This window comes from Pseudarthrobacter defluvii (assembly GCF_030816725.1).
GTDB lineage: Bacteria > Actinomycetota > Actinomycetes > Actinomycetales > Micrococcaceae > Arthrobacter > Arthrobacter defluvii_A.
This window is the reverse complement of sequence record NZ_JAUSYG010000001.1, coordinates 3869073-3891988: the sequence shown is the minus strand read 5'-3', so window position 1 is coordinate 3891988 and position 22916 is coordinate 3869073. Positions and strand designations below refer to the sequence as shown.

Below are 22916 nucleotides of genomic sequence, written 5' to 3'. Positions count from 1 at the left end.
GGGCTGCTAGCCCGCCAGGAGGGTGGCGGCTTCCTGGCGGGTGGTGCCGGAGTCCTGGATGCCTTCTGCGATGTGGGCGAGTTCGGCGGGGATGTCTCGGCCTTTTTTGCGCATGGCGGTGGCCCAGAGGCGGCCGGCGCGGTAGGAGGAGCGGACCAGGGGCCCGGACATGACGCCGAGGAACCCGATTTCTTCGGCTTCGTGCTGGAGGTCGACGAATTCCTGGGGTTTGACCCAGCGGTCCACGGGCAGGTGTCGCTCGGACGGGCGCAGGTATTGGGTGATGGTGATCAGGTCGCAGCCGGCCTGGTGGAGGTCGCGGAGGGCTTCGGAGATTTCGTCGCGGGTTTCGCCCATGCCCAGGATGAGGTTGGATTTGGTGACCATGCCGTGTTTGCGGCCCTGCGTGATGACGTCCAGGGAGCGGTCGTAGCGGAACGCGGGGCGGATCCTTTTGAAGATCCTTGGCACGGTTTCGACGTTGTGCGCGAAGACCTCGGGCTTGGAGTCGCAGATCGCGGCGATGTGGTCGGGGTTGCCGGAGAAGTCGGGGATGAGCAGTTCGACGCCGGTGCCGGGGTTCAGTTCGTGGATCTTGCGGACGGTTTCGGCGTAGAGCCAGACGCCTTCGTCTTCGAGGTCGTCGCGGGCCACACCGGTGACGGTGGCGTAGCGCAGCTGCATGGATTGGACGGAGCGGGCCACCTTGGTGGGTTCGAACCGGTCCAGGGGTGAGGGTTTACCGGTGTCGATCTGGCAGAAGTCGCAGCGGCGGGTGCATTCGGAGCCGCCGATCAGGAAGGTGGCTTCCTTGTCTTCCCAGCATTCGAAGATGTTCGGGCAGCCGGCCTCTTCACAGACGGTGTGCAGGCCTTCCTTTTTCACCAGGTTCTTCAGGCCCACGAACTCCGGGCCCATCTGGACCTTGGCCTTGATCCACTCCGGCTTGCGCTCCACCGGGACCGCAGCATTGCGCTGCTCGATCCGCAGCATCTTCCGGCCTTCAGGTGCCAATGTCATTGATGTTTCCTTTGTTCTTGTTCGGGAGTTCTGTTTGCCGGTGTCAGCATTCGACGACGTTGACGGCGAGGCCGCCCATGGCGGTTTCCTTGTACTTGTCACTCATGTCTTTGCCGGTTTCGCGCATGGTGATGATGACTTCGTCCAGGGAGACGCGGTGGGTGCCGTCGCCCCAGAGCGCCATTTTCGCGGCGTTGATCGCTTTCGCGGCGGCGATCGCGTTCCGTTCGATGCAAGGGACCTGGACCAGCCCGCCGATCGGGTCACAGGTCAGGCCCAGGTTGTGTTCCATCGCGATCTCGGCGGCGTTTTCCACCTGGGCGGGGGTGCCGCCCATGACCTCGGCGAGCCCGGCGGCGGCCATTGAGGACGCGGACCCCACCTCGCCCTGGCAGCCGACCTCGGCCCCGGAGATCGAGGCCTGTTCCTTGTAGAGCACCCCGACGGCGCCGGCGGCGAGCAGGAACCGCACCACCACGCCGTCCCGGTCGGCCTGGGTGGCCTGGTCCATGCCGGGGGCGAAATGCAGCGCGTAGAACAGCACCGCGGGGATGATCCCGGCCGCCCCGTTCGTCGGGGCGGTGACCACCCGCCCGCCGGAAGCGTTCTCCTCGTTCACCGCCAGCGCCACCAAATTAACCCACTCCTGCCAATACCGCGGGTCGTAAAAGTCCTGGCCACCGTCCTGGTCCTCGTTGTCCCGGTCCCCGGGCCGGGCGGTCTCCTTCTTCAGCCGCTCGTACCAGTCCGGGGCGCGGCGGCGGACCTTCAACCCGCCCGGCAGCACCCCCTCACGCTTGAGCGAGGCCTGCACGCAGTTCTCCATCACCGACCAGATGTGCAGCAGACCCTCCCGGATCCCCTCCTCGTCCCGGGAAGCCTTTTCGTTGACCAGCATCACGTCCGCGATGCCCAGCCCGGTGACCGCGCAGTGCTCCAGCAGTTCCGCCGCGGTCCGGAACGGCAGCGGCAGCTCCTGTTTGGAGGCGTCCAGTTCCTGCTGCGCGGCGTCCTCCTCACCCTCCCGGACGATGAACCCGCCACCGACCGAGAAGAACGTCGCCGCGTGCAGCACCGCCCCGTTGACGTCGGTGACCGTGAAGGTCATCCCGTTCGTATGCCGAGGCAGCACGGTCAACGGACGCAGCACCATGTCCTTCACCCCGTACGGCAGCGGCACAGCACCTGCCAGGTTCAGGACCCCGGTCTCCGCGATCGAGGCCAGCCGCTCCTCCACCTCCGCCGGCAGGATCAACTCCGGATGGAACCCCTCCAACCCCAACAACACCGCGGTCATCGTCCCATGCCCATGCCCCGTCGCCGCCAGAGACCCATACAAATCCACCCGCAACGAAGCCACCTCTGCCAGCTTCCCCGAGCCCTTCAACTCCTCCGCAAAAACAGCAGCAGCCCGCATCGGCCCCACCGTATGCGAACTCGAGGGACCAATCCCGATCGAAAACAGATCAAAAACGCCAACAGCCATGCGATTGGTTCCTAACTAAAACGGGTGGTTGGGGTGGAGCGGGCAGGACATCCTCTGCGTGCTCGGTCGCGTAGACGCCCGCTGAGCGGACGTGACGCTCCCTTAGACGCACGCTGCCGGATGCCCCGCCCACTCCGCGGGCACGTCACCAAGGCGACTTCCCCGTGAGGGGCCGGAGGAGCCGGACTTTTCGAAAGCCTGCTCCCCACCGTCTCCCTAGCCTCGCAAGCTCGGCCAGGGAACCCTGACGGCGTGGGCCCAAGCACGCGTGAAAATGTCCGGTCCGCCGGTCCCGAAGGTGACGACGGCCGAAAAACTCAGGCGAGGGGCGCGATGCCCGGGTAGAGGGGGTGAGCCTTTGCCAGGGCGTCGACGCGGTGACGCAGGCCGGAAAGGTCCGCGTCGGCGTCGGCAATTAATGCCTCGGCGATGATATCTGCAACCTCGCGGAAGGCGTCCTCGCCGAAGCCGCGGGTGGCCAGGGCAGGGGTGCCAATGCGCAGACCGGAGGTGACCATGGGCGGGCGGGGGTCGAAGGGCACGGCGTTGCGGTTGACGGTGATGTCAATCGCCGCGAGCCGGTCCTCGGCCTGCTGTCCGTCGAGTTCGCAGTTGCGCAGGTCAACGAGGACCAGGTGCACGTCGGTGCCGCCGGAGATCACGTTGATGCCCTTGGCGGTGACGTCCGGCTGGACCAGGCGCTCGGCCAGGATGCGGGAGCCAGCGAGGACGCGCTCCTGCCGTTCCTTGAACTCAGCCGAGGCGGCAATCTTGAATGCCACTGCCTTGCCGGCGATGACGTGTTCCAGCGGGCCGCCCTGCTGGCCTGGGAACACAGCCGAGTTGATCTTCTTGGCGATGTCGGCGTCGTTCGAGAGGATGATGCCGCCGCGCGGACCGGCGAGGGTCTTGTGCGTGGTGGAGGTGGTGACGTGTGCGTGCGGCACCGGGCTGGGGTGCAGGCCTGCCGCCACCAGTCCGGCGAAGTGCGCCATGTCCACCATCAGGTACGCCCCCACGGAATCGGCGATCCGGCGGAACTCCGCGAAGTCCAGCTGCCGCGCGTAGGCTGACCAGCCGGCAACGATCAGCTGCGGCTTCGTTTCCAGCGCCAGGCGCTCCACCTCTGCCATGTCGATGGTGTGGGTGTCTTCGCGGACCTGGTACGGGACCACGTTGTAAAGCTTGCCGGAGAAGTTGATCTTCATGCCGTGCGTCAGGTGCCCGCCGTGCGCGAGGTTGAGGCCCATGATGGTGTCGCCCGGTTTGATCAGCGCGTGCATCACCGAGGCGTTGGCCTGCGCACCGGAGTGGGGTTGTACGTTTGCGTACTCGGCGCCGAACAATGCCTTCACCCGGTCGATGGCCAGCTGCTCGACGACGTCCACGTGCTCGCAGCCACCGTAGTAGCGCTTGCCCGGGTAGCCCTCGGCGTACTTATTGGTCAGCACCGAGCCCTGGGCCTGCATGACGGCCACGGCGGTGTGGTTCTCCGATGCGATCATCTCCAGGCCGTCGCGCTGGCGGCCCAGTTCGTCGTCGATCTTTGCGGCGACCTCCGGGTCCAGGACCGAAAGGTCGGCGTCCAGGCTGGGGGAAACCACCTGCTGGAAGGCCACGGTGCCGGTTGCCGCGCTCACAGTTCGCCGCCGTTTGCTGCAGCGTATTCCTCGGCCGACATCAGGGGGCCTTCCTCGGTGACGGCCACCTTGAAGAGCCAGCCAGCGCCGTAGGGGTCGCTGTTGATCAGGGCGGGGTCGGTCACCACGCCGTCATTGATCTCGATGACCTCACCGGTGACCGGCGCATAAAGGTCGGATACTGACTTGGTGGACTCCACCTCGCCGCACGTCTCGCCGGCCGTAACGGTCGCACCAACCTCCGGCAGGTCCACGTACACAATGTCGCCGAGGGCATCGGCGGCCACAGCGGAAATCCCGATCCCCGCAGGGCCAGATCCGTCAACAGCGACCCACTCGTGCTCGGCGGAGTACTTCAGTTCAGCTACAACTTTGCTCATGATTTTCCTTAGGTTTTGATGATGAAAAGTGATGGCGCGTTGGCCCAAAATGTGCGAAAGGTGAGCGGGCGTTCGGCCCCTGCGGGACCGGCGTCCGGAAGTGGGCGTCCAAGGGAGCGTCACGTCCGCCCAGCGGGCGTCTTCGCGACCGAGCCCGCGGAGGATGCCGGTCCTGCTGGGCAGAAGCAACCACCGCGAGGCACCCGGAGCTACTTTTGCCGGCGGTAGAACGGGAGGGGTACTACTTCGAAGCGTTCGGGCTTGCCGCGGAGGTCTACGTCCAGGATTGTGCCGGGTTCGGCGAACTCGACGTCGACATAGGTCATGGCGACGGGGTATCCCAAGGTGGGGGAGGGCTGGCCGGAGGTCACTTCACCAACAAGGATGCCGTCTTTGAGGACGGGGTAGTGGCCCCGGGCTGCGCGGCGGCCCGTTCCCTTGAGGCCCACGAGCTTCTGGCCAATCGTGGAACCGACGCCGGCTGCCTTGAGGGCGGCCAGGGCTTCCTTGCCCACGAAGTCGCCTTCCTTGGACAGGGCGACGACGGGTCCCAGGCCCGCGGCGTAGGGGTTCCCCTGCCGGAAGAGTTCGTTGCCGTAGAGCGGCATTCCGGCCTCGAGGCGGAGCGAATCGCGGCAGGCGAGGCCGGCGGGGACGAGGCCTGAGCCTTCACCGGCGGCGAGTAGCGCTTCCCACAGGGCCGGAGCTTCCAGGTTGCCCACATAGATTTCGAAGCCGTCCTCGCCGGTGTAGCCGGTGCGGGCCACCAGCAGGTTCCGGATGGCTCCGCCGAAGCTGATGCCCACTTCCACGGCGGCGTAGTACTTCAGTTCAATCACCAGGGCGTGCTGTTCTGCGGGAACCAGCTGCAGCAGGATCGCCTCGGCTGCGGGGCCTTGGACCGCGATGAGGGAGGTCTCGGCGGAGGCGTCCTGCACGGTCATGTCAAAGTTCGCGGCGCGCTCCTGCAGGGCCTCGGCCACCACCTTGGCGTTGCCCGCGTTCGGGACCACCAGGAACGTGTCGTCAGCCCTGCGGTAGGTGATGAGGTCATCGATGATCCCGCCGTCGGCGTCGCAGATCAGTGAGTACTTGGCCTTTCCGACGGCCACCGTGGACAGCTTGCCGGCCAGGGCATAGTCGAGGAACGCCGCAGCGTCCGGCCCGGTGACCCACACTTCGCCCATGTGGGAGAGGTCGAACAGGCCTGCGGCCTTGCGCACGGCGTGGTGTTCGGCGAGCTCGGACTCGTACTTGAGCGGCATCTGCCAGCCGCCGAAGTCGGTGAACGAAGCCCCGGCTTTCTTGTGCTGCTCGTAGAGAGCGGTGTAGTTCTCAGTCATCGCGGGTCCTTAGTTTTCGAAGTCTTCGAGGGGAGGGCAGGAGCAGATCAGGTTGCGGTCGCCTGCTGCGCCGTCAATCCGCCCCACCGGAGGGAAGTACTTGTCCTGCCGAAGCGAGGCCACCGGGAAGACTGCCTGCTCGCGGGGGTAGGCGCGGTCCCAGTCGGAGCTGACGACGGCGGCGGCGGTGTGGGGTGCGTTGCGCACCGGGGATGCCTCCAGGGAGAAGTCCCCCGCTGCCACCTGCTGGATCTCGGAGTGGATGGTGATCATGGCTTCGATGAAGCGGTCGATCTCGGCCAGGTCCTCGGACTCGGTGGGCTCCACCATCAGCGTCCCCGCGACGGGGAAGGACAGGGTGGGGGCGTGGAAGCCGAAGTCGATCAACCGCTTGGCCACGTCCTCGGCCGTGACCCCCGTCTTGGCAGTCAGTTCACGCAGGTCCAGAATGCACTCGTGCGCCACCAGGCCGCTCTCACCCGTGTAGAGGACCGGGAAGAACTCATTCAGCCGGGAGGCCACGTAGTTGGCGGCCAGCAGGGCCGACTTGGTGGCTTCGGTCAGCCCCTCGCCGCCCATCAGCTTCACGTAGGCCCAGGAAATGGGCAGGACCCCGGCCGAACCGAAACGCGAGGCCGAGATGGCAACGCCGTGCCCGTCCTCGTGGGCTGCCTTGTTGGCGTCCCCGGGCATGAACGGTGCGAGGTGGGCCTTCGCTGCGACGGGTCCCACACCGGGTCCGCCGCCGCCGTGCGGGATGCAGAAGGTCTTGTGCAGGTTCAGGTGGGACACGTCGCCACCGAACTGGCCCGGCTGGGCAAGGCCGACGAGGGCGTTGAGGTTGGCGCCGTCCACGTACACCTGGCCGCCGGCCGCATGGATGGCGTCGCACACTTCGCGGACGTCGCCGTCGTACACGCCGTGGGTGGACGGGTAAGTGATCATGATGCAGGACAGGGCGTCCTTGTTGGCTTCGATCTTGGCTGTCAGGTCGCCGTGGTCGATGGTGCCGTCGGAGGCGGTGGCCACCACCACCACCTTCATGCCGGCCAGCACCGCTGAGGCGGCGTTCGTGCCGTGGGCCGAGGCCGGGATGAGGCAGACGTTGCGCTGCTGGTCGCCCCGGGAGTGGTGGTAGCCGCGGATCGCCAGCAAGCCGGCCAGCTCGCCCTGGGAGCCGGCGTTGGGCTGGATGGACACCTGGTCGTACCCGGTGATCGCGGTCAGGTCAGCCTCGAGGCCGGTGATGAGTTCACGCCAGCCTTCAGTCTGGGAGTCCGGGGCGAAGGGATGGATCGAGGCGAACTCCGGCCAGGAGATGGCCTCCATCTCGGCGGTGGCGTTCAGCTTCATGGTGCACGAGCCCAGCGGGATCATGGTGCGGTCCAGTGCCAGGTCCCGGTCGGAGAGCTTGCGGATGTAGCGCAGCAGCTGGGTTTCGGACCGGTGCGTGTTGAACACCGGGTGCTCCAGGTAGCCGGAGGTGCGCAGGACCGCTTCGGGCAGTTCGAAGCCCTTCGCGTCCCCCACGGGACCGGCGCCAAAGGCGACGGCGACGGCGGACAGCGTGGCCGCCGTCGTCGTCTCATCAATGGAGACACCCACACTGTCCTGGTCAATAAACCGCAGGTTGATGCCGCGGGCCTCCGCAGCATTGATGACCTTGGCGGCCTTGCCCGGGACGCGCACCGTCAGGGTGTCGAAGAAGGAGTCGGTGACCAGTTCGCGGCCCATGGATATGAGGGCGCTGGCCAGGACCCTGGCCTTGTTGTGGACGCCCTCCGCGATGGCCTTCAGTCCGTCCGGGCCGTGGTACACCGCGTAGAAGGAGGACACGATGGCCAGCAAGGCCTGGGCGGTGCAGATGTTGGACGTGGCCTTTTCACGGCGGATGTGCTGCTCGCGGGTCTGCAAAGCCAGACGGTAGGCGGGTGCGCCCGCGTTGTCCTTGGAAACGCCCACGATCCTGCCCGGGAGGGTGCGTTCCATGCCCTTCTGCACAGCCATGTAGGCGGCGTGAGGGCCGCCGAAGAACAGCGGCACGCCGAAGCGCTGGGTGGAACCGACGGCGATGTCGGCGCCCTGCTCGCCCGGAGGCGTGATGAGCGTGAGGGCCAGCAGGTCAGCCGCGACTGTCACCAGCGCGCCGCGCTCCTTGGCTGCGGCAATGACGCCGGACTGGTCCCAGACCCGGCCGGAAACACCTGGCTGCTGCAGGACAACACCGTTGATCGCACCCTCCGGGAGTCCCTTGGAGAGGTCGGCGACTTCCACCTCGAAGCCCAGGGCCTCGGCGCGGCCCTTGACGATGGCGATGGTCTGGGGAAGGCAGTCGGCGTCGAGGACAGTCCTGCCGTCCTTGGCACCTGCGTTCTTGTTCGCGCGGCGCATCAGCAGCACGGCCTCGGCCACAGCGGTGGCCTCGTCCAGCAGTGAAGCATTGACCACAGGAAGTGCCGTGAGGTCCTGCACCATGGTCTGGAAGTTCAGCAGCGCCTCGAGCCGGCCCTGCGAGATCTCCGGCTGGTACGGCGTGTAGGCGGTGTACCAGGCGGGGGACTCCAGGATGTTGCGGCGGATCACCGGCGGAGTCACGGTGTCGTAGTAGCCCTGGCCGATCATCTGGACAGCAGTCTTGTTCCGGCCTGCGATGCGGCGCAGCTCGGCGAGGACTTCAACCTCGCTCAGGGCGTCGGTCAATTTCAGTGCGGTTTCCTGCCGGATGGAGGCCGGGACGGCCACGTCCACCAGGCCGTCCACGCTGTCGTAGCCCACGGCCTTGAGCATGGTGTCGACGTCGGCTTGGCGGCGGGCGCCGATATGGCGGTCAACAAACGATGTTGGTAGCGATTGAATCGTCATGAGGAACTCCAGTTCTGGCCGGCCAAGAGTGGCACGGCGTGGGATGGGTTCCTCCCCGCTCTGTATTGGACCTGAGAGATTCCGCGTTGCCTGCTCTTGCAGGTGCCGCTTGCACCGTCGGTGAACCAAGCGCCTGCCCGGTTGCTTTCCAGAGTCGCCTCGCCGTGACGGTACATGGGCCTGAGAGATTCCTGGGGAGGATTTGCTCCTACGGCGCCTGCCCGGTGTTTCGCCGGGAGGACTCTCCCGTCACAGCTCGAAAGGCTTATTCAAATGTGGGTGATTCGGCTCACAAGGTATCGGGATAAACGGCGGGTGGCAAATCGGGGGCCTCCTGCCTGCGCCCGAATTGCGGAAGATGACGCCGTCCTGCCCCGCTTGTGTCAGGAAGGGTTTGACATTGGATCGTGACGGACACCACACTGAACCCCGGGATCGGCGCTCCCAGTGGCTGGCTCAGCGTATCCGGAGCGGTTCGACTGCCGGCGCCCTTCCCATTGCAAGACCGCTGTGGCCCTCAGGGGCTGCGGCTTCCAACTGAACATGCCTTCGACCTGCGGCGGGAGAGCCCTGCCGGTACATTTAGCAGGCGCCGTAGGAGCAAACCCTCCCCAGGAAACTCTCAGGCCCACGTACCGCCGCGGACAGGCAACTCTGGAAAGCAGTCAGGCACGTCCTGGCTCACCGACGGTGCAAGCGGCTTGGGCTGCGGAAACTCTCAGGTCCCTTACAGAGCGGGGAGGAACCAAATCTTTTGCGGCACCCAAAAATGCCGCTTTATCGATGGAGTTCCTCATGGCGATTCATCCCCCCACGTCCAACGGCGAACCCGCGCGCAACGGTGCGAGCGCGGCAGTACGCAGCGAGCCTCCCCACCTGGAGCGGCAGCTCACCAACCGCCACATCCAGCTCATTGCCATCGGCGGTGCGATTGGCACCGGCCTCTTCATGGGCTCCGGCAAGACCATTTCCGCGGCCGGCCCGTCAGTGATCTTCGTGTACATGATCATCGGGTTCATGCTCTTCTTCGTCATGCGCGCCATGGGCGAGTTGCTGTTGAGCAACCTGAACTACAAATCCTTCAGCGATTTCGCCGCCGACCTCCTGGGTCCGTGGGCGGGCTTCTTCACCGGCTGGACCTATTGGTTCTGCTGGGTGATCACCGGCATTGCGGATGTCATTGCCATCGCCGGCTACTCCAAGGAACTCTGGCCGGGACTGCCGCTCTGGATCCCCGGGCTTGCCACCGTGGCCATCCTGCTCCTGCTGAACCTCGCCACCGTCAAGGCCTTCGGTGAGACCGAATTCTGGTTTGCCCTCATCAAGATCGTCGCCATCGCTGCGCTGATCATCGTGGGCCTCTTCATGATCTTCACCGGCTTCCAGTCCGACGCCGGTACGGCCAGCTTCACCAACCTGTGGAGCCACGGCGGGTTCTTCCCCAATGAATTCATGGGCTTTGTGGCTGGATTCCAGATTGCCGTGTTCGCCTTCGTGGGCATCGAACTGGTGGGCACCACCGCCGCCGAAGCCAAGAACCCCGAGCGGACCCTGCCCAAGGCCATCAACGCCATTCCCGTCCGCGTGCTGCTCTTCTACGTCGGTGCGCTGGTCATCCTGATGGCAGTCACTCCGTGGACCCAGTTCGCGGCAGGCCACAGCCCCTTCATCGGCATGTTCTCCCTGGCCGGCCTCGGCGCTGCGGCCACCGTGGTCAACCTGGTGGTACTCACCTCGGCCATGTCCTCCGCCAACTCCGGCATCTACTCCACCTCGCGCATGGTGTTCGGCCTGGCCCAGGAGGGCGATGCCCCGGGTATCTTCAGCCGCCTGTCCACGAGGAAGGTGCCCAGCAACGCACTGTTCCTGTCCTGCGTCCTGCTGCTCTCCGGCGTCGTCCTCATGTACGCCGGCCAGGACGTTGGCAAGGCCTTTGAAATGGTGACCACCGTGTCCGCCGTCTGCTTCATCTTCGTCTGGTCGATAATCCTTGCCAGCTACATCTCCTTCCGGCGCCGCCGCCCGCAGTTGCACGAGGCGTCGAAGTTCAAGATGCCCGGCGGCATCCCCGTGGTGTGGGTGGTGTACGCGTTCTTCGCGTTCGTTCTCTGGGCCCTGACCACCCAGCCGGACACGTTGATCGCTTTGCTGGTGACGCCCCTCTGGTTCGTCGTCCTGGGCGTGGCGTGGGCCTTCCTGCGGCGCCGGCCCGCACACCTTGCCCGCTTCGAGGTCTTCCGTGCCGAGCTCCGCAATGACGCGGTGGCCGCCGGGCGAAGCACTGCGGAGGTGTCCGCCGAAGAGGTAGTGCAGGCCAGGAAATGACGGCCGGCGGGTCCGCAGCGGTCGCACCGGCCGGCCTGGCTGCCGGGCAGCGCACCCGTGGGGATGATGCCCTCGCCACGGAGTTCATCCTCACGTTCAAGTGCCGGGACTCGCTGGGCATTGTCCAGGCGGTGGCGGCGTTCCTGCTGGCGCAGGAGTGCTACATCGTGGACATCAAGCAGTTCGGCGACAAGGCATCGGGCGAGTTCTTCATGCGGGTGCATTTCACCTCGCAGGAAGAGTACGACGCCGGGTTGCTGCGTGAGCGGTTCGGTTCCGTCGCAGGGGAGTGGGGGATGCAGTGGCGGCTTGAGCCGCACGGCCGCCGGCAGCGGATCCTGGTGATGGTGTCCAAGTTCGACCACTGCCTGAATGATCTCCTGCTCCGCGCCCGTGACGGCGACCTTCCCGTGGAAATCGCCGCCGTTGTCTCCAACCATCCGGACGCAGCCGGGCTCGCCGCATGGCACGGTGTTCCGTTCCACCGGATCCCGGTCACGCCGGAAACAAAGGCCGAAGCCGAGGCCCGGCTGATGGACCTGGTGGACGGTTACGGTGTGGAGCTGGTGGTGCTGGCCCGCTACATCCAGGTGCTCAGCGACGACCTGACCCGGAAGCTGGACGGCCGGGCCATCAACATCCACCACTCGTTCCTGCCCAGCTTCAAGGGTGCCAAGCCGTACCACCAGGCCTATGCCCGCGGCGTGAAGACCGTGGGCGCCACCGCGCACTACGTCAACGCAGAACTGGACGAGGGGCCGATCATTTCCCAGCAGGTTATCGAGGTGGACCACACCTACGAGCCGGCGGACCTGGTGCGGGTTGGCAAGGACGCCGAGTGCCGGGCCCTCACCAATGCTGTGCGCTGGCACGCCGAAGGCAGGGTCATCCTGTCCGGCAGCCGCACCGTGGTCCTGCGCTGAACGCTTCTCTTCTGCTGTGGCGGAACCGGTGCGGTCCTGCCACAGCAGAAGAGGATCCGGGATTGGATCAACCACTGCCGCGCCGGAAGTTAAGCATGCTTAGTGTTTACCCGCATAGGATGGAGGGAGCACGGCAGCCTACCCGCTGCAGGTCGATTTGAATGAAGGTGACCATGGCCCGGCGCAGCAACCCCGCAGTACGCATCGCACAGGAAACCGCCCACAACGCAATGTTCGACGCCGACGGCAAGCCCAAGCCAGGCGTCCACAACATGCTCCTGAAGGCGGTGCAGATCCAGCGGCCCTTGGTGGTTGCCTACATTCGGCGGCTTCAAAAGAAGCACCCGCGCGCCACCGCCGCGCAGCTGGCGGATATCGCAGAGCGGGACTATCTGCGTGCTGTTGCCGGTGGGGGCGCCCTGGTGGGCGCTACCGCCGTCGTCCCTGGTGTTGGAACTGTGGCGTCGCTGGGGCTGTCCGCCGCCGCCACCGTGGGCTTCCTGGAAGCAACGGCGCTCTACGCGACATCGCTGGCTGAACTTCACGGCATCCGCCTGACCAACCCGGAAAAGGCCGGCACCATGGTCATGGCGATCATGCTCGGCGAGGAGGGCACCTCGCTGCTGGGAACGCTCAGCGGACAGGCGTCCGGCAGCGGCAACAGCCCCGCCAACACGTGGGGCAACGTCCTCTCCAAATCGATGGTGGGGCCGGGCTTCGGCAGTGTCCGCAAGCGGATCCAGCATGCCTTCCTCAAGAACCTGCTCAAGCGTCAGGGTACCGCCCTGTTCGGCAGGGCCCTCCCGTTCGGCATAGGGGCCGTGGTGGGTGGAGCCGGTAACCTCGTGATGGGCCGTGCGGTGGCCAAGAACGCCCGGGAGGCGTTCGGGCCGATGCCGGAGACCATTCCCGGGGAGCTGACCGCAGCTGCCGGGCCGGATAACCTGACGCTGGAAGGCAACATACTTGGATCTCAACGCTGACGTAGGCCAATCATTCGGCTCCTGGACGCCAGGAGGCGACCCGGCCATGCTCCAGCTGATCACCAGCGCCAACGTGGCCTGCGGCCTGCATGCGGGCGATCCCGTCACCATGCTCGACAGCTGCCGCGCAGCCTACGAGCTCGATGTCACGGTGGGGGCGCACATCGGCTACCGCGATCTGGCCGGTTACGGACAGCGCGCGCTTGGGATGAGCTTCGATGAGCTGTTCGGTGACGTGCTGTACCAGCTGGGGGCCCTCGACGGGGTTGCCCATGCGGTGGGTGCCTCGGTGGACTACGTGAGGCCCCATGGTGCGCTGTACGACGCGCTCATTCACGACGCCGAGCAGGCCTCGGCCGTTGTCGCGGCAGTCAATGCATACGATCCGGGCCTTCCCATCCTCGGCTTCCCCGGCTCTGAGCTCTTGAAGCAGGCCAAGGAGGCCGGGCACCCGGTGTTCATCGAGGGCTTTCCCGATCGTGCCTATTTCCGTGATGGCAGCCTCGTGCCGCTCACCGACGAGAATGCGTTTTTGCAGGACATGGACGCAGTGGTTGAACGCGCCGTCCGCCTGGCTACTCAAAGCGAAGTGGTGGCGGTGGATGGAACCGTGGTTCCTGTCCGGGCAGACTCCCTGCGTCTGCAGGGCGGCAGCCCCGGCGCAGTGGAGCTGGCGGCCCGGGTGCGTGCAGGCCTTGAGGCCGCCGGCGTGGAGTTGGCGGCCTTCGCATAGCCGGCGTGGGGTTGGCGGCCTTCGCATAAAGGGCTTGTTGCGGAACTGCCCCGCCTGTCCGAACCCTCCGTCGGTCGGGAGTCCCAAGAATTAAGCGGTAGTCCGGTCGGTGGGCGTGCCCTTTTCGTTCGGCGAAACCCTCCCGTTGGCCAGCGCCGTTCGACGGCTGCGCAGTGCCTACGTCATCCGGATGGTACGGGTATGGCCGGCATTGCTAGCAGTTCTACCCAGCGTGGATCTGACGCGCATGGTCCCGTCGGGTCGATCACGTACTCGCTGGTGGGTTCTTCCGGTGGTGGGTCGGGCCAGGCTGGCATGTCTGCGAGCAGTTGCTGCCACTGCCCGTCCTCATCCTCCGATTCCGTGGCCCTTAGGCGGGCCGCGGTACCGGATGGGCCGGCTGCGTTTGGTGGCACGCTGGCGTCAGGGGCAGTAGTACCCGGTGAAGCCGCCGCCTCATTGGCACCCGCAACAGGACCCACTGGAAGGATGCGTGGTGGCCAGTGGGTTGGTTCCGGGTCGGGTTGTTCGGGTTTGTAGTGGCGGCCGGTTGGTGAGGTCCAGCCGGGCGGGTCTTTCTGGGTGGCTGGGTCTGGTGTCCATTGGTTGTGGTGTTTGAGTCTGTGGTGCTTGGGGCACAGTTGCGCCAGGTTGCTGATCCCTGTGGTTCCTCCGTGTTCCCAGGCGGTGAGGTGGTCGGTTTCGTTGTCAGGGGTCTTGTTGGTGCAGCCGGGGAAGGTGCATTTGCCGTCACGCATCCTGATCCAGCGTTTGATGGTTTCGGTGAGCCGGTAGTTCTTCCGCCCGATTTCCAGTGGCGCCCCGTCCCGGGGATCAACAAGCACCCGGTAGAACGAGTCCGCCCCGTCCGCGACGAGTTTCCGGGCCATGGCCGCCGGGATCGGTCCGAAACCATCCAGGATCGCGGGCTCGTCGGTGACGCCGAAGAGGGCGAACACGGGAACCATCACCAGGACGTCGGCCCGCGGGGTGGGGACTTCGCCGAGTTCAGTGGAGCTGCCGGCGCCGAGGAGCAGGGATGCTGCGATGTCGGGGCGGAGTTGGGTGAGGGTGCGGGGCTCATCGGGTCCCTGCAGCCCGCGGGCGGTGGCGCGGTTCCAGATGGCGCACGCGGTATCGCCGGGAAGGTAGAGCGAGACCCAGGCCATGCCGTCCTTGTCCGGGGTGTATTCCATCCGCCGGTCCGCCACGCCCTTGGCATGCCGCTTCTCCAGGGTTTCCGGGTGGTGGCGTTCCCGCCAGGCACGGACCTTGGCCCGGAACCGGGACGGCACCAGCTCACCGGGTGCCGCACCCCGGGCCGGGCTGGGGGCGTCGGGGTCGAAGAAATGCGCCACCAACCCGGCCGCCCCCGCAGGGTCAAGGCCCTCGGACTCGTCCGCAACAACGCGGGCGTGCTGCCACGACATCGCCCCGGCGGACAGGGCCTCGAACACCCGCGGCAGGGAGCAGACCCGCCGGGACTGGTCCACGAAAGCCCCGGCCGCGGCGGAGCTGATGGTCAGGACCCCGGCGACCTCCTCAACGACGGACATTTCGGTGTAGGTGCGGTCCTGCACCGAGGCGTCCGGCGGGGTCATGGCCTGCTGGAACTGCAAGGCTTCGGTGACGTCCCGTGCCTTCACCGCCGCGAGCTGTGCCTCTAATCGGGAGATAACCTCCAGCCGTTCCAGCCGGATCTCGTACCGCCGCTCCAGCACATCAACACCGGAACCAACACCTGCCCCTGCAACGAGGAAGGAGTCCTCACGGTCCAGCGAGTCAAGGACAGCAAGGGCATCAAGGACAGCAACGCAGGCGTGAACACCCTCCGAAGCCACCACCCCAACACCGCTGCCGATTTCCATAAGAGAATCATCCAACGGGGGTCTGACAATCAAAGCCTGACTGGCGCCAGGGATACCAGGAACCCCGGCGCCAGGCGTAGCAGACCGGGTTCGCAGCCCTAGCCGCCCGCGAACGGAGGCAGCACGCCCAGCCAAGATGCCGCCGTCGTACGCATTGTCGCTGCGGAGGTTCCCTTTCGCACCCCTAATGTCCGGTGCGAAAAGGAACTTGCGCAGCGCCCGGACCGCATCCGCCCGCGAGAAAGACAGCCGCGGCAGGACTAGCCGAACAGCAGCTGCGCCACCGTGAAGATTGCAAGGCCGGCCAGGGACCCCACCACCGTGCCGTTGATGCGGATGAACTGCAGGTCCTTGCCCACCTGGAGTTCGATCTTCTGTGAGGTTTCCTCGGCATCCCAGCGAGCCACCGTGTCCGTAATGACCCCGGCGATGTCCGAGCGGTACGTCCGCACCAGGTAACCCGCCGCGTCACCAATCCAGGCGTTGACCTTCCCCGCCAGTTCGGGGTCGTCCACCAGGCGCGACCCGAAGTCACGCACCGCAGCCTTGAACTTGATGGTGAGCTCGCTGTCAGGATCGTCCACAGCGCCCAGCAGCGCGTTCTTCACGGTGCCCCAGGTCCGGGACGCGAGTTCGCGCACCTCGGGATCGCCCAGGACCTGCGCCTTGATGTCCTCTGCGCGTGCAATCATCGCGGGGTCATGCTGCAGGTCCTGCGCCAGGTCGTTGAGGTACTTGTCGATCGACTGCCGCACCTGGTGCCGGGGGTCGGCCTGCACGGCCCGGACAAACTTCAGGATCTCGAGATACACCTTGTCGCCCACCAGCCCGTCCACGAACTGCGGAACCCAGGTGGGGGAACGGTCGGACACCAGGTGGGTCACGGTGTCGTGGTTCTCGTCCACCCAGTCCGCCGCGCGGTCCACCAGCAGGTCCACCAGGGTGTGGTGGTGCCCGTCATGGAAGATCCGCTCTGCGAGCCGGCCGACGGGAGGTCCCCACGGCGGAGCCAGCAGGTGCTTGCGCACCATGCCCTCGATGACGGCCTGGACGTCGTCGTCGTTCAAAACCCTGAACGCGCCGCGGATCGCTGCTGCGCCCTCCTTCGCCACCCGGTCGGCACCGCCGGGCGCAGAAAGCCACTGCCCCGCCCGGCGGGCGATGTTGACGCTGGCCAGCTTGTCCTGGACCACCTGTTCGGACAGGAAGTTGGTTTCAACGAACTCGCCCAGGGAGGCGCCGATCTGGTCCTTTCGCCGGGGAATGATGGCGGTGTGCGGGATCTTGATGCCCATGGGGTACTTGAACAGGGCCGTCACCGCGAACCAGTCCGCCAGCGCACCCACCATTCCGCCTTCGGCTGCCGCACGCACGTACTGCAGCCACGGATAGTCCTTCTGCAGGGCGAACGCGAAGACAAAAATCACCGCCATGGCAATGAGCAGACTCAGTGCCAGCAGCTTCATCTTCCGCAGCGCTGCCGCTTTTTCGGCGTCCCCGGCATCAAGCTGGCTGCGTACGACGGCGCCTGCCGCCGGAGTGCCGGGCCCCACCTTCGGCGCTGCTTCGGCGGGTGCTTCCTGCGTGGTTGGCCCGGTAGTTGCCTCAGAGTTCACCTGCATGTGCCAAGCCTAGCCCCGAAGGCGGGGGCGGGTCGGCTACCGTGTGACCATGACAACTGACGAGTCCGTGCCGCAGCGGCCGCTGGTCTTTGCCCACCGCGGTTCAAGCGGCGCCTTTGCCGAACACACCCGCGCCGCCTACCTGCAGGCCTTGGCCGACGGGGCCGACGGGGTGGAGTGCGACGTCCACCTGACCCGGGACCAGCACCTGGTCCTGCTCCACGACGCCAACCTGGACCGCACGTCGGACGGGACAGGGCCGGTGGCGGAACGCACCCTGGAGGAGCTGCGCCAGCTGGACTTCTCGTCCTGGAAGGGAGTCCGCATCCCCGAAACGTACGGGGCGCGCTCGGAACAGCTCCTCACCCTTCCGGAACTGCTGGACATCCTCCGCGGAGCTGGGCGCCCCGTGAAACTCGCCATCGAGCTCAAGCATCCAAGCCCCTACCAGCTCAAACTCGAGGACCGGGTGCTGGAGGCGCTCCGCAACGAGGGCTGGGACCCGCAAAGTTCCACCGTGGACAACGTGGCCGTGACCTTCATGAGTTTCAGCCCGGATTCGATCCGCCACCTGCTTCTTTCCATCCCGCCGCAGTACATCTGCCAGCTGGTGGACGACCTCACCATCCACGAGATCCGGGGTGGACTGGGGGTTGGACCGCTCGCCGGCGGCGCCATCGCCAACCTGATGAAGGCAACGCAGCTGGAGGGCGAACGGATCCTGGACGACCGGGATGTGGGGATGGCCGGTCCCGGCATCGACTACGTCCGTGAACGTCCGGGCACCGTCCGCCGCTGGCTGGACTCGGGCCGCCGCTTCCGGGTGTGGACAGTGGACTCACCCGAGGACGTGGCGCTCTGCCAGGACCTGGGCATCCATGAGATCACCACCAACGTGCCGGCCCGTGTCCTTGACCAGCTCCGGCTTGCCTCGCCGCAGGGAAAGTAGGGCCTGACGTGGACGCCGCGGGCACCTATTCCCCGCGCCGCTGGTGGGCAGGACCGCTCGACGTCGAGGGGCTCGCGCTGCATTCGGTGGAAGCCGTGGCAGCTGCCCTGAACCTGTATGCCGGCACGCCTGGCCGTTTCACCACCACGGCTGCCCTCACCGCGGCCGCCTTCGACTCCTTCGGCCACCTGCGCATTGCGGGCCGCAAGCCGGAGGGCTTCGCGGCCCTCTCGGGCTTCCGCCGCACCCGCGACGGCTGGATCCGGCTCCACGCGAACTACCCCCACCATGAGCAGCGGCTGCTGCAGGCCCTGGATGCCACCTCCGCGGAAGGGGCGGAGCGGCAACTCCGCTCTATGGCTGCTCTGGAGGCCGAGACCGCCATCCAAAGCCTGGGAGGCATCGCCGCGGCAGTCAGGACACGCAGCCAGTGGCTCGATTCGGACATGGGACGGGCGGCGGAATCCGGTCCCTGGATCGCCTTCGACTTTGCCGACGGTGCCACGGCCGGTTTGGGGTTGGAGGAGTCTGCGGTGGCAACAGCTACGGCATATGGGACGGGAGTCAGGGAAGGCTTGCCCCTGGATCACCTGCCCCTCGGCGGACTGCGCATGCTGGACCTGACCCGGGTGATTGCAGGCCCCGTTGCCACCCGCTTGCTCGCGGCGCTTGGCGCAGACGTCCTGCGAATTGACCCGCCCGCCTTCCCCGAAATCGAAGACCAATTCGTGGACACGGCATTCGGCAAGCGAAGTGCCGAAGCGGACCTCGCGCTCCCAGGCAGCCAGCAGGAGTTGCGGCGGCTCCTGGCGGCCGCCGACGTGGTGGTCACTGGTTACCGTCACGGGGCCCTGGATCGCTTTGGGCTCAACCCCCGGGAACTGCTGGCCACGCACCCCGGACTGGCAGTGGTCACCCTCAACAGTTGGGGACGCTTGGGGCCGTGGAGCGCTCTGCGCGGGTTCGACAGCATCGTCCAGGCGGCATGCGGAATCGCGGACCTTTACGGCAAGGAGAACGACGACGGCGAATGGCGCCCGGGTGCCCTGCCTGTCCAAGCGCTGGACCACGCCACAGGCTACGGCGTCGCTGCCGCTGCCATCCGGATTCTGGCCCGACGCCGTGAGACGGGGACCGGGGGCGCGGCGTACCTGTCCCTCGCCCGAACCGCCGAGGAACTCTTCTCGCTGGGCAATAACACGGAACTGGTCAATAACACGGAAAAGGGTAATAACACCGAGAACAGCAGAGACACGGAGAGGGGCAAGGACACGGCGAGTCCTTCAGAGCTGCCCGGCCCCGGCTACCGGTTCATGGACAGCGCGTACGGCCTGCTCCGCTACGTTGGCCCTCCGCTGATGAATGCGGGCCAGCCTTTGGACTACCTCTCCCCGCCACCGCCGTACGGAGGCTCGCCGCTCGTCTGGGCGTGACAGCTGCATGGTGGGTTTTTGGTAGTCACAGCCCCGCGGCAGGCGCCGGTTTCTGGCCGCCGCATTGGCTGTGGTTGAGTGGGTTCCATGTCTTTTCCCTGGCCCGGACCCGCTGTTCAGGGCCTGTCTCTGCAGGGCCTGGCCATCCAGCGCCCGTCCGTCCATCGCCTGTGCGTTCAGCCTCCAGCCATCCGGAGCCTGTCCGCCGCTGCCATGGGAGCCCTCCTGCTGATAAGTGCAGGCAAGCATTTCCGGGATCCCGGCTTCTACCGGGACGTAGTTCCGGGCTATCTGTGCCGCCAGGATCCTTCGCCGGGCACCGATCAAAGTAACCGGGACCAGCCCAACACCGACCAACGCGGCACCGATCAGGGCAACGTGGACCGTAGCGGTATGGACCGTAGCAGTGTGGACCAAGGCGCCGCGGCCCAGCACCCGCTGGCCGTCCTGTCCCGGGACGAGTGGATTGCGGTGAGCGGCCTGCTGGAGTTGGCTGCCGCCGTCGGAATCCTGCTCCCGCCCACCCGGAAGCTGACGGCCACCGCCCTGACTGCCATGTTCACCGCGTTCCTGGCAGGACATGTGGACGCCCTGGTGCGCGCGTACGGCCCGGCCGGCTCATCCCGCCGCAGAAAGATCCACACCGTGCGGTTGCCGCTTCAGGTGCCCCTCATCCTGTGGGCCTGGAGCCTGCGGAAACCCGCCCTGCCTGCGAATCGACGCGGAGGGCGGGCGTGAAGCTGCTGGCCTCTCCGGCGGTCAGGGTGGGTATTTCCATCAGCATCGCCACCGGCCTGTACGGGATCTCCTTCGGAGCGCTCGCGGTGACGTCAGGGCTCAACTTCTGGCAGGCCATGGCCCTGAGCCTGCTCCTTTTCAGCGGCGGCTCGCAGTTTGCCTTCATCGGAGTTGTGGCCGGTGGCGGTTCGGGCATCGCGGCCATGGGCGCCGCGACCCTCCTGGGCATGCGCAACGGCATCTACGGGATGCAGTTGAACGCGCTGCTGCGGCCCACCGGCTGGCGAAAGTACGTCGGGGCGCAGCTGACCATCGATGAATCCACAGCCACCAGTACCGGCCAGACGGACCCTGCCGAGCAGCGCCGCGGTTTCTGGACAGCAGGAATCGGCGTCTACGTGCTGTGGAACCTCTTCACCGCTGTTGGTGCGCTCGCCGGCAGCGCGTTGGGCGATCCGAAACAGTGGGGGCTTGATGGTGCTGCCGTCGCAGCCTTCCTTGCGTTGCTCTGGCCACGGCTCAAGGGCCGGGAGCCGATCGCCATCGCGGCCGTGTGCGCCGTCGCTACAGTGGTGGCCGTTCCCTTTGTGCCGCCGGGCGTACCCATCCTCGTCGCGGCCGTGGTGGCGGCGCTCGTGGGGTGGTTCAGCCATGGCCGCCGTGACGAAGGCCTGGAGCCCGACGTCGAGCCCTACGGAACCCACCACCCCGGCGCTCACCACGAGGCAGCCAGCACTCATAACGACGCGGCCGGCGCCGGCCCGGGAATGCCGCCTCCGGAACGCACGGATCCGGAGGCGGGCGCATGAGCTTGTGGATTTGGCTCCTTATTGCCTGCCTGCTTGCCTACGCCTGGAAAATCGTAGGGTACTTCGTCCCCGCGAAATTCCTCGAGGATCCACGTACATCACGCATAGCAGGCACCATGACCATCGGACTGCTCGCGTCACTTACCGTGGTGAACGCGGTGGTGTCGGGCCAGGGCCTCGCCGCCGACGCGAGGCTGGGTGCGCTTGCCGTAGCCGCGATCGCCCTGGTGCTCCGGGCGCCGTTCCTGGTGGTGGTCATCGCCGGAGCCGGGACCGCCGCCCTTCTGCGGGTCCTGGGCTGGAGTTAGCGGGGCGCCAACCGCACATGATGGTGATGCAGATCACTTCCGTGGCGGGGTGCCGGTTGTACTATGGGATCGGCTTATGCAGTTGGCCATGGCATTCCAATGAACGGCGACCATGGAAAATCAGCTGCATCCTGCAGGCGGCATAGCGGGCAGACCCCGGCACAAGAATGCCCGACGGCGGGCCGGCCTGCCTGCCAGACGCTTCTTTAGGCGCTTTTCCAGCCTTTCGGACGTGCCGGAAGAGGACCTGGAACTGCTCGCCCTAAGCCTGCGCGACGCATTCGACCTGGATCCGGCGTCGTCCGTTCCGGCGCTGCGGGGCCTGGTGCATCAGGAAATCCGCAGGCGGGAAGAGGCGGGCAGCGCCTAGCGCCGACGCATTCCTGGTGCCATGTGTGGTGCACTGGAAGAGAGGCAGCCCACATCCAGGCGGCCACCAAGGAGGAATCGAGATGGACGAACAGTCACGGCCGGTTGAGCCGCAGGACGGCCAGGGCACCGAGGACACCAGCAGGAACGCCAGGGAAGACAGGAGCGCCAGGGAAGATCCTGGTGCAGGGGTTCCGGCGCGGCAGAGCAGACAGGAAAGCACCGCGCCGCCTACCTTGATCCCCATGGATCGGAGTCGACCCGGGAGTTGCGGGACACCGCAAGGCGGCGCCGGGATGCCGAAGAAAAGCTCCAACAGCACCTCATGGAAGCGAAGGACCACGTTCCCAACGAGTTCCACGAGCACCCCGGGCATGAACACGCCGGACATGAACATCCAGATCAGGAGCGCGCTGGCCAGGAGCGCGGCGGCCAGGAACCCGCTGGCCAGGAACGCGGCGGTCAGGAGCACACTCGGATGCATCGCCAGGGCGCCGGCCAGCCCGAAGACGGCAGGACCGTGGAAGGGGACGAGGGCAGGGGATAGCCCCAAGGGCGCTGCGGGCCGGGCACTGCGGCAAGGGCGCTGCGGGGCGGGCACTGCGGCAAGGGCGCTGCGGGGTGGCGGCCAGCACTGAAGACCAGCGGGGCGGGCCGGGGTTCGGCTGTGCGGGTCGACGCACGCCCGTGGGCAGGTGCGGATGCAGCAGTTCCCTAGGCCACCCCGTGTGCGGCGCCGTCAGGCGAGACGGCCCGGCGGCTGCTTTCCTCCACGCCCATCTCGTACCAAACCTGTGCGCCAAAGTCAGGATCACGGGTGTCAAGGTTCTGGTACAAGGCGTCGAGCAGTTCGACCAGTTCCCCGGTTGTCAGCTCAGGGAGGACTTCCTCCGGGCCGCGGGGATCAGTGAGGTAGTGGAGAAGCTCTGAACGGTTCATTGCAGCACAGCCGTCGTACGGCCAATAGGCACGAAGTGCATGGGTCGCTCCCGCTGGAAGTACCTGAGGCTGGCTGCCTAACCCCAACTGGAATTCTATTGCACCTTCTCCCTGCTAACAATGAAATCGGCAACAGCGGGGCCGTGCCTGCCTGGGGAAGTGCATGCCAGGGATTGGGCCACCGCG

Annotated in this window: 19 protein-coding genes and 3 riboswitches; of the genes, 9 read left to right on the top strand and 10 right to left on the bottom strand. The window is 66.4% G+C overall.

The window, feature by feature from the left end; all coding sequences use genetic code 11:
- Window positions 1–6: 6 nt before the first annotated feature.
- The 6 genes from lipA to gcvP form a co-directional block, all read right to left on the bottom strand.
- Complete coding sequence (lipA, locus tag QF031_RS18135; RefSeq protein WP_307431391.1) at window positions 7–1020, bottom strand: lipoyl synthase; 1014 nt, start codon at window positions 1018–1020, stop codon at window positions 7–9.
- Window positions 1021–1063: 43 nt separating this feature from the next.
- Window positions 1064–2506 (bottom strand): L-serine ammonia-lyase, encoded by a 1443-nt coding sequence (locus tag QF031_RS18130; protein ID WP_307431388.1) that lies wholly within the window; start codon window positions 2504–2506, stop codon window positions 1064–1066.
- Window positions 2507–2823: 317 nt separating this feature from the next.
- Complete coding sequence (glyA, locus tag QF031_RS18125) at window positions 2824–4146, bottom strand: serine hydroxymethyltransferase (RefSeq protein WP_307431386.1); 1323 nt, start codon at window positions 4144–4146, stop codon at window positions 2824–2826.
- On the bottom strand, window positions 4143–4526 hold the full coding sequence (gene gcvH / locus QF031_RS18120; RefSeq protein ID WP_307431384.1) for a glycine cleavage system protein GcvH: 384 nt from the start codon (window positions 4524–4526) through the stop codon (window positions 4143–4145). The genes glyA and gcvH overlap by 4 nt, the downstream gene beginning before the upstream one ends.
- A 209-nt stretch (window positions 4527–4735) precedes the next feature.
- Window positions 4736–5869: a glycine cleavage system aminomethyltransferase GcvT gene (gene gcvT / locus QF031_RS18115; protein ID WP_307431382.1), complete on the bottom strand. Its 1134-nt coding sequence runs from the start codon at window positions 5867–5869 to the stop codon at window positions 4736–4738.
- A 9-nt stretch (window positions 5870–5878) separates the two neighbouring features.
- A complete protein-coding gene (gene gcvP / locus QF031_RS18110) occupies window positions 5879–8731 on the bottom strand; it encodes an aminomethyl-transferring glycine dehydrogenase (RefSeq protein WP_307431379.1) in 2853 nt (950 codons plus the stop codon).
- Between the two features lie 158 nt (window positions 8732–8889).
- Window positions 8890–8990: riboswitch (glycine riboswitch) on the bottom strand.
- Between the two features lie 291 nt (window positions 8991–9281).
- Window positions 9282–9379: riboswitch (glycine riboswitch) on the top strand.
- A riboswitch (glycine riboswitch) is annotated at window positions 9380–9474 on the top strand.
- 52 nt (window positions 9475–9526) lie between these two features.
- Here gcvP and cycA point away from each other — a divergent pair.
- The 4 genes from cycA to QF031_RS18090 all read left to right on the top strand — a co-directional run bounded on the left by cycA (window position 9527) and on the right by QF031_RS18090 (window position 13695).
- Window positions 9527–11056 carry a D-serine/D-alanine/glycine transporter gene (gene cycA, locus QF031_RS18105; RefSeq protein ID WP_307431377.1) on the top strand — a complete coding sequence of 510 codons (1530 nt, stop codon included), beginning with the start codon at window positions 9527–9529 and terminating at the stop codon, window positions 11054–11056.
- Window positions 11053–11979: a formyltetrahydrofolate deformylase gene (gene purU / locus QF031_RS18100; protein WP_307431374.1), complete on the top strand. Its 927-nt coding sequence runs from the start codon at window positions 11053–11055 to the stop codon at window positions 11977–11979. Before cycA ends, purU begins: the two co-directional genes overlap by 4 nt.
- A 173-nt stretch (window positions 11980–12152) precedes the next feature.
- Window positions 12153–12962 carry a hypothetical protein gene (locus QF031_RS18095; protein WP_307433487.1) on the top strand — a complete coding sequence of 270 codons (810 nt, stop codon included), beginning with the start codon at window positions 12153–12155 and terminating at the stop codon, window positions 12960–12962.
- Entirely contained in the window at window positions 12946–13695 is a 750-nt protein-coding gene (locus QF031_RS18090; protein WP_307431372.1) for a LamB/YcsF family protein, read from the top strand. Before QF031_RS18095 ends, QF031_RS18090 begins: the two co-directional genes overlap by 17 nt.
- A 182-nt stretch (window positions 13696–13877) precedes the next feature.
- On the opposite strand, the gene QF031_RS18085 is transcribed toward QF031_RS18090, so the two are convergent.
- Both QF031_RS18085 and QF031_RS18080 read right to left on the bottom strand, forming a co-directional pair.
- Window positions 13878–15563, bottom strand: coding sequence for an HNH endonuclease signature motif containing protein (locus QF031_RS18085; protein WP_307431369.1), 1686 nt, complete (start codon window positions 15561–15563; stop codon window positions 13878–13880).
- 260 nt (window positions 15564–15823) lie between these two features.
- On the bottom strand, window positions 15824–17185 hold the full coding sequence (locus tag QF031_RS18080) for a DUF445 domain-containing protein (protein WP_307431366.1): 1362 nt from the start codon (window positions 17183–17185) through the stop codon (window positions 15824–15826).
- A 49-nt stretch (window positions 17186–17234) separates the two neighbouring features.
- Here QF031_RS18080 and QF031_RS18075 point away from each other — a divergent pair, with 49 nt between their 5' ends.
- The 5 genes from QF031_RS18075 to QF031_RS18055 all read left to right on the top strand — a co-directional run bounded on the left by QF031_RS18075 (window position 17235) and on the right by QF031_RS18055 (window position 21422).
- Window positions 17235–18134 carry a glycerophosphodiester phosphodiesterase gene (locus QF031_RS18075; RefSeq protein ID WP_307431362.1) on the top strand — a complete coding sequence of 300 codons (900 nt, stop codon included), beginning with the start codon at window positions 17235–17237 and terminating at the stop codon, window positions 18132–18134.
- An 8-nt stretch (window positions 18135–18142) separates the two neighbouring features.
- Window positions 18143–19567, top strand: a complete 1425-nt coding sequence (locus QF031_RS18070; RefSeq protein ID WP_307431359.1) for a CoA transferase — start codon at window positions 18143–18145, stop codon at window positions 19565–19567.
- A 213-nt stretch (window positions 19568–19780) separates the two neighbouring features.
- A complete protein-coding gene (locus QF031_RS18065) occupies window positions 19781–20305 on the top strand; it encodes a DoxX family protein (RefSeq protein ID WP_307433485.1) in 525 nt (174 codons plus the stop codon).
- Window positions 20302–21114: an AzlC family ABC transporter permease gene (locus QF031_RS18060; protein ID WP_307431356.1), complete on the top strand. Its 813-nt coding sequence runs from the start codon at window positions 20302–20304 to the stop codon at window positions 21112–21114. Before QF031_RS18065 ends, QF031_RS18060 begins: the two co-directional genes overlap by 4 nt.
- Window positions 21111–21422 (top strand): AzlD domain-containing protein, encoded by a 312-nt coding sequence (locus tag QF031_RS18055; RefSeq protein WP_307431353.1) that lies wholly within the window; start codon window positions 21111–21113, stop codon window positions 21420–21422. The genes QF031_RS18060 and QF031_RS18055 overlap by 4 nt, the downstream gene beginning before the upstream one ends.
- 262 nt (window positions 21423–21684) lie before the next feature.
- On the opposite strand, the gene QF031_RS18050 is transcribed toward QF031_RS18055, so the two are convergent.
- Together QF031_RS18050 and QF031_RS18045 are read right to left on the bottom strand one after the other, a co-directional pair.
- Entirely contained in the window at window positions 21685–22344 is a 660-nt protein-coding gene (locus QF031_RS18050) for a hypothetical protein (RefSeq protein ID WP_307431351.1), read from the bottom strand.
- Between the two features lie 161 nt (window positions 22345–22505).
- Complete coding sequence (locus QF031_RS18045) at window positions 22506–22730, bottom strand: hypothetical protein (protein ID WP_307431348.1); 225 nt, start codon at window positions 22728–22730, stop codon at window positions 22506–22508.
- Window positions 22731–22916: the final 186 nt, after the last annotated feature.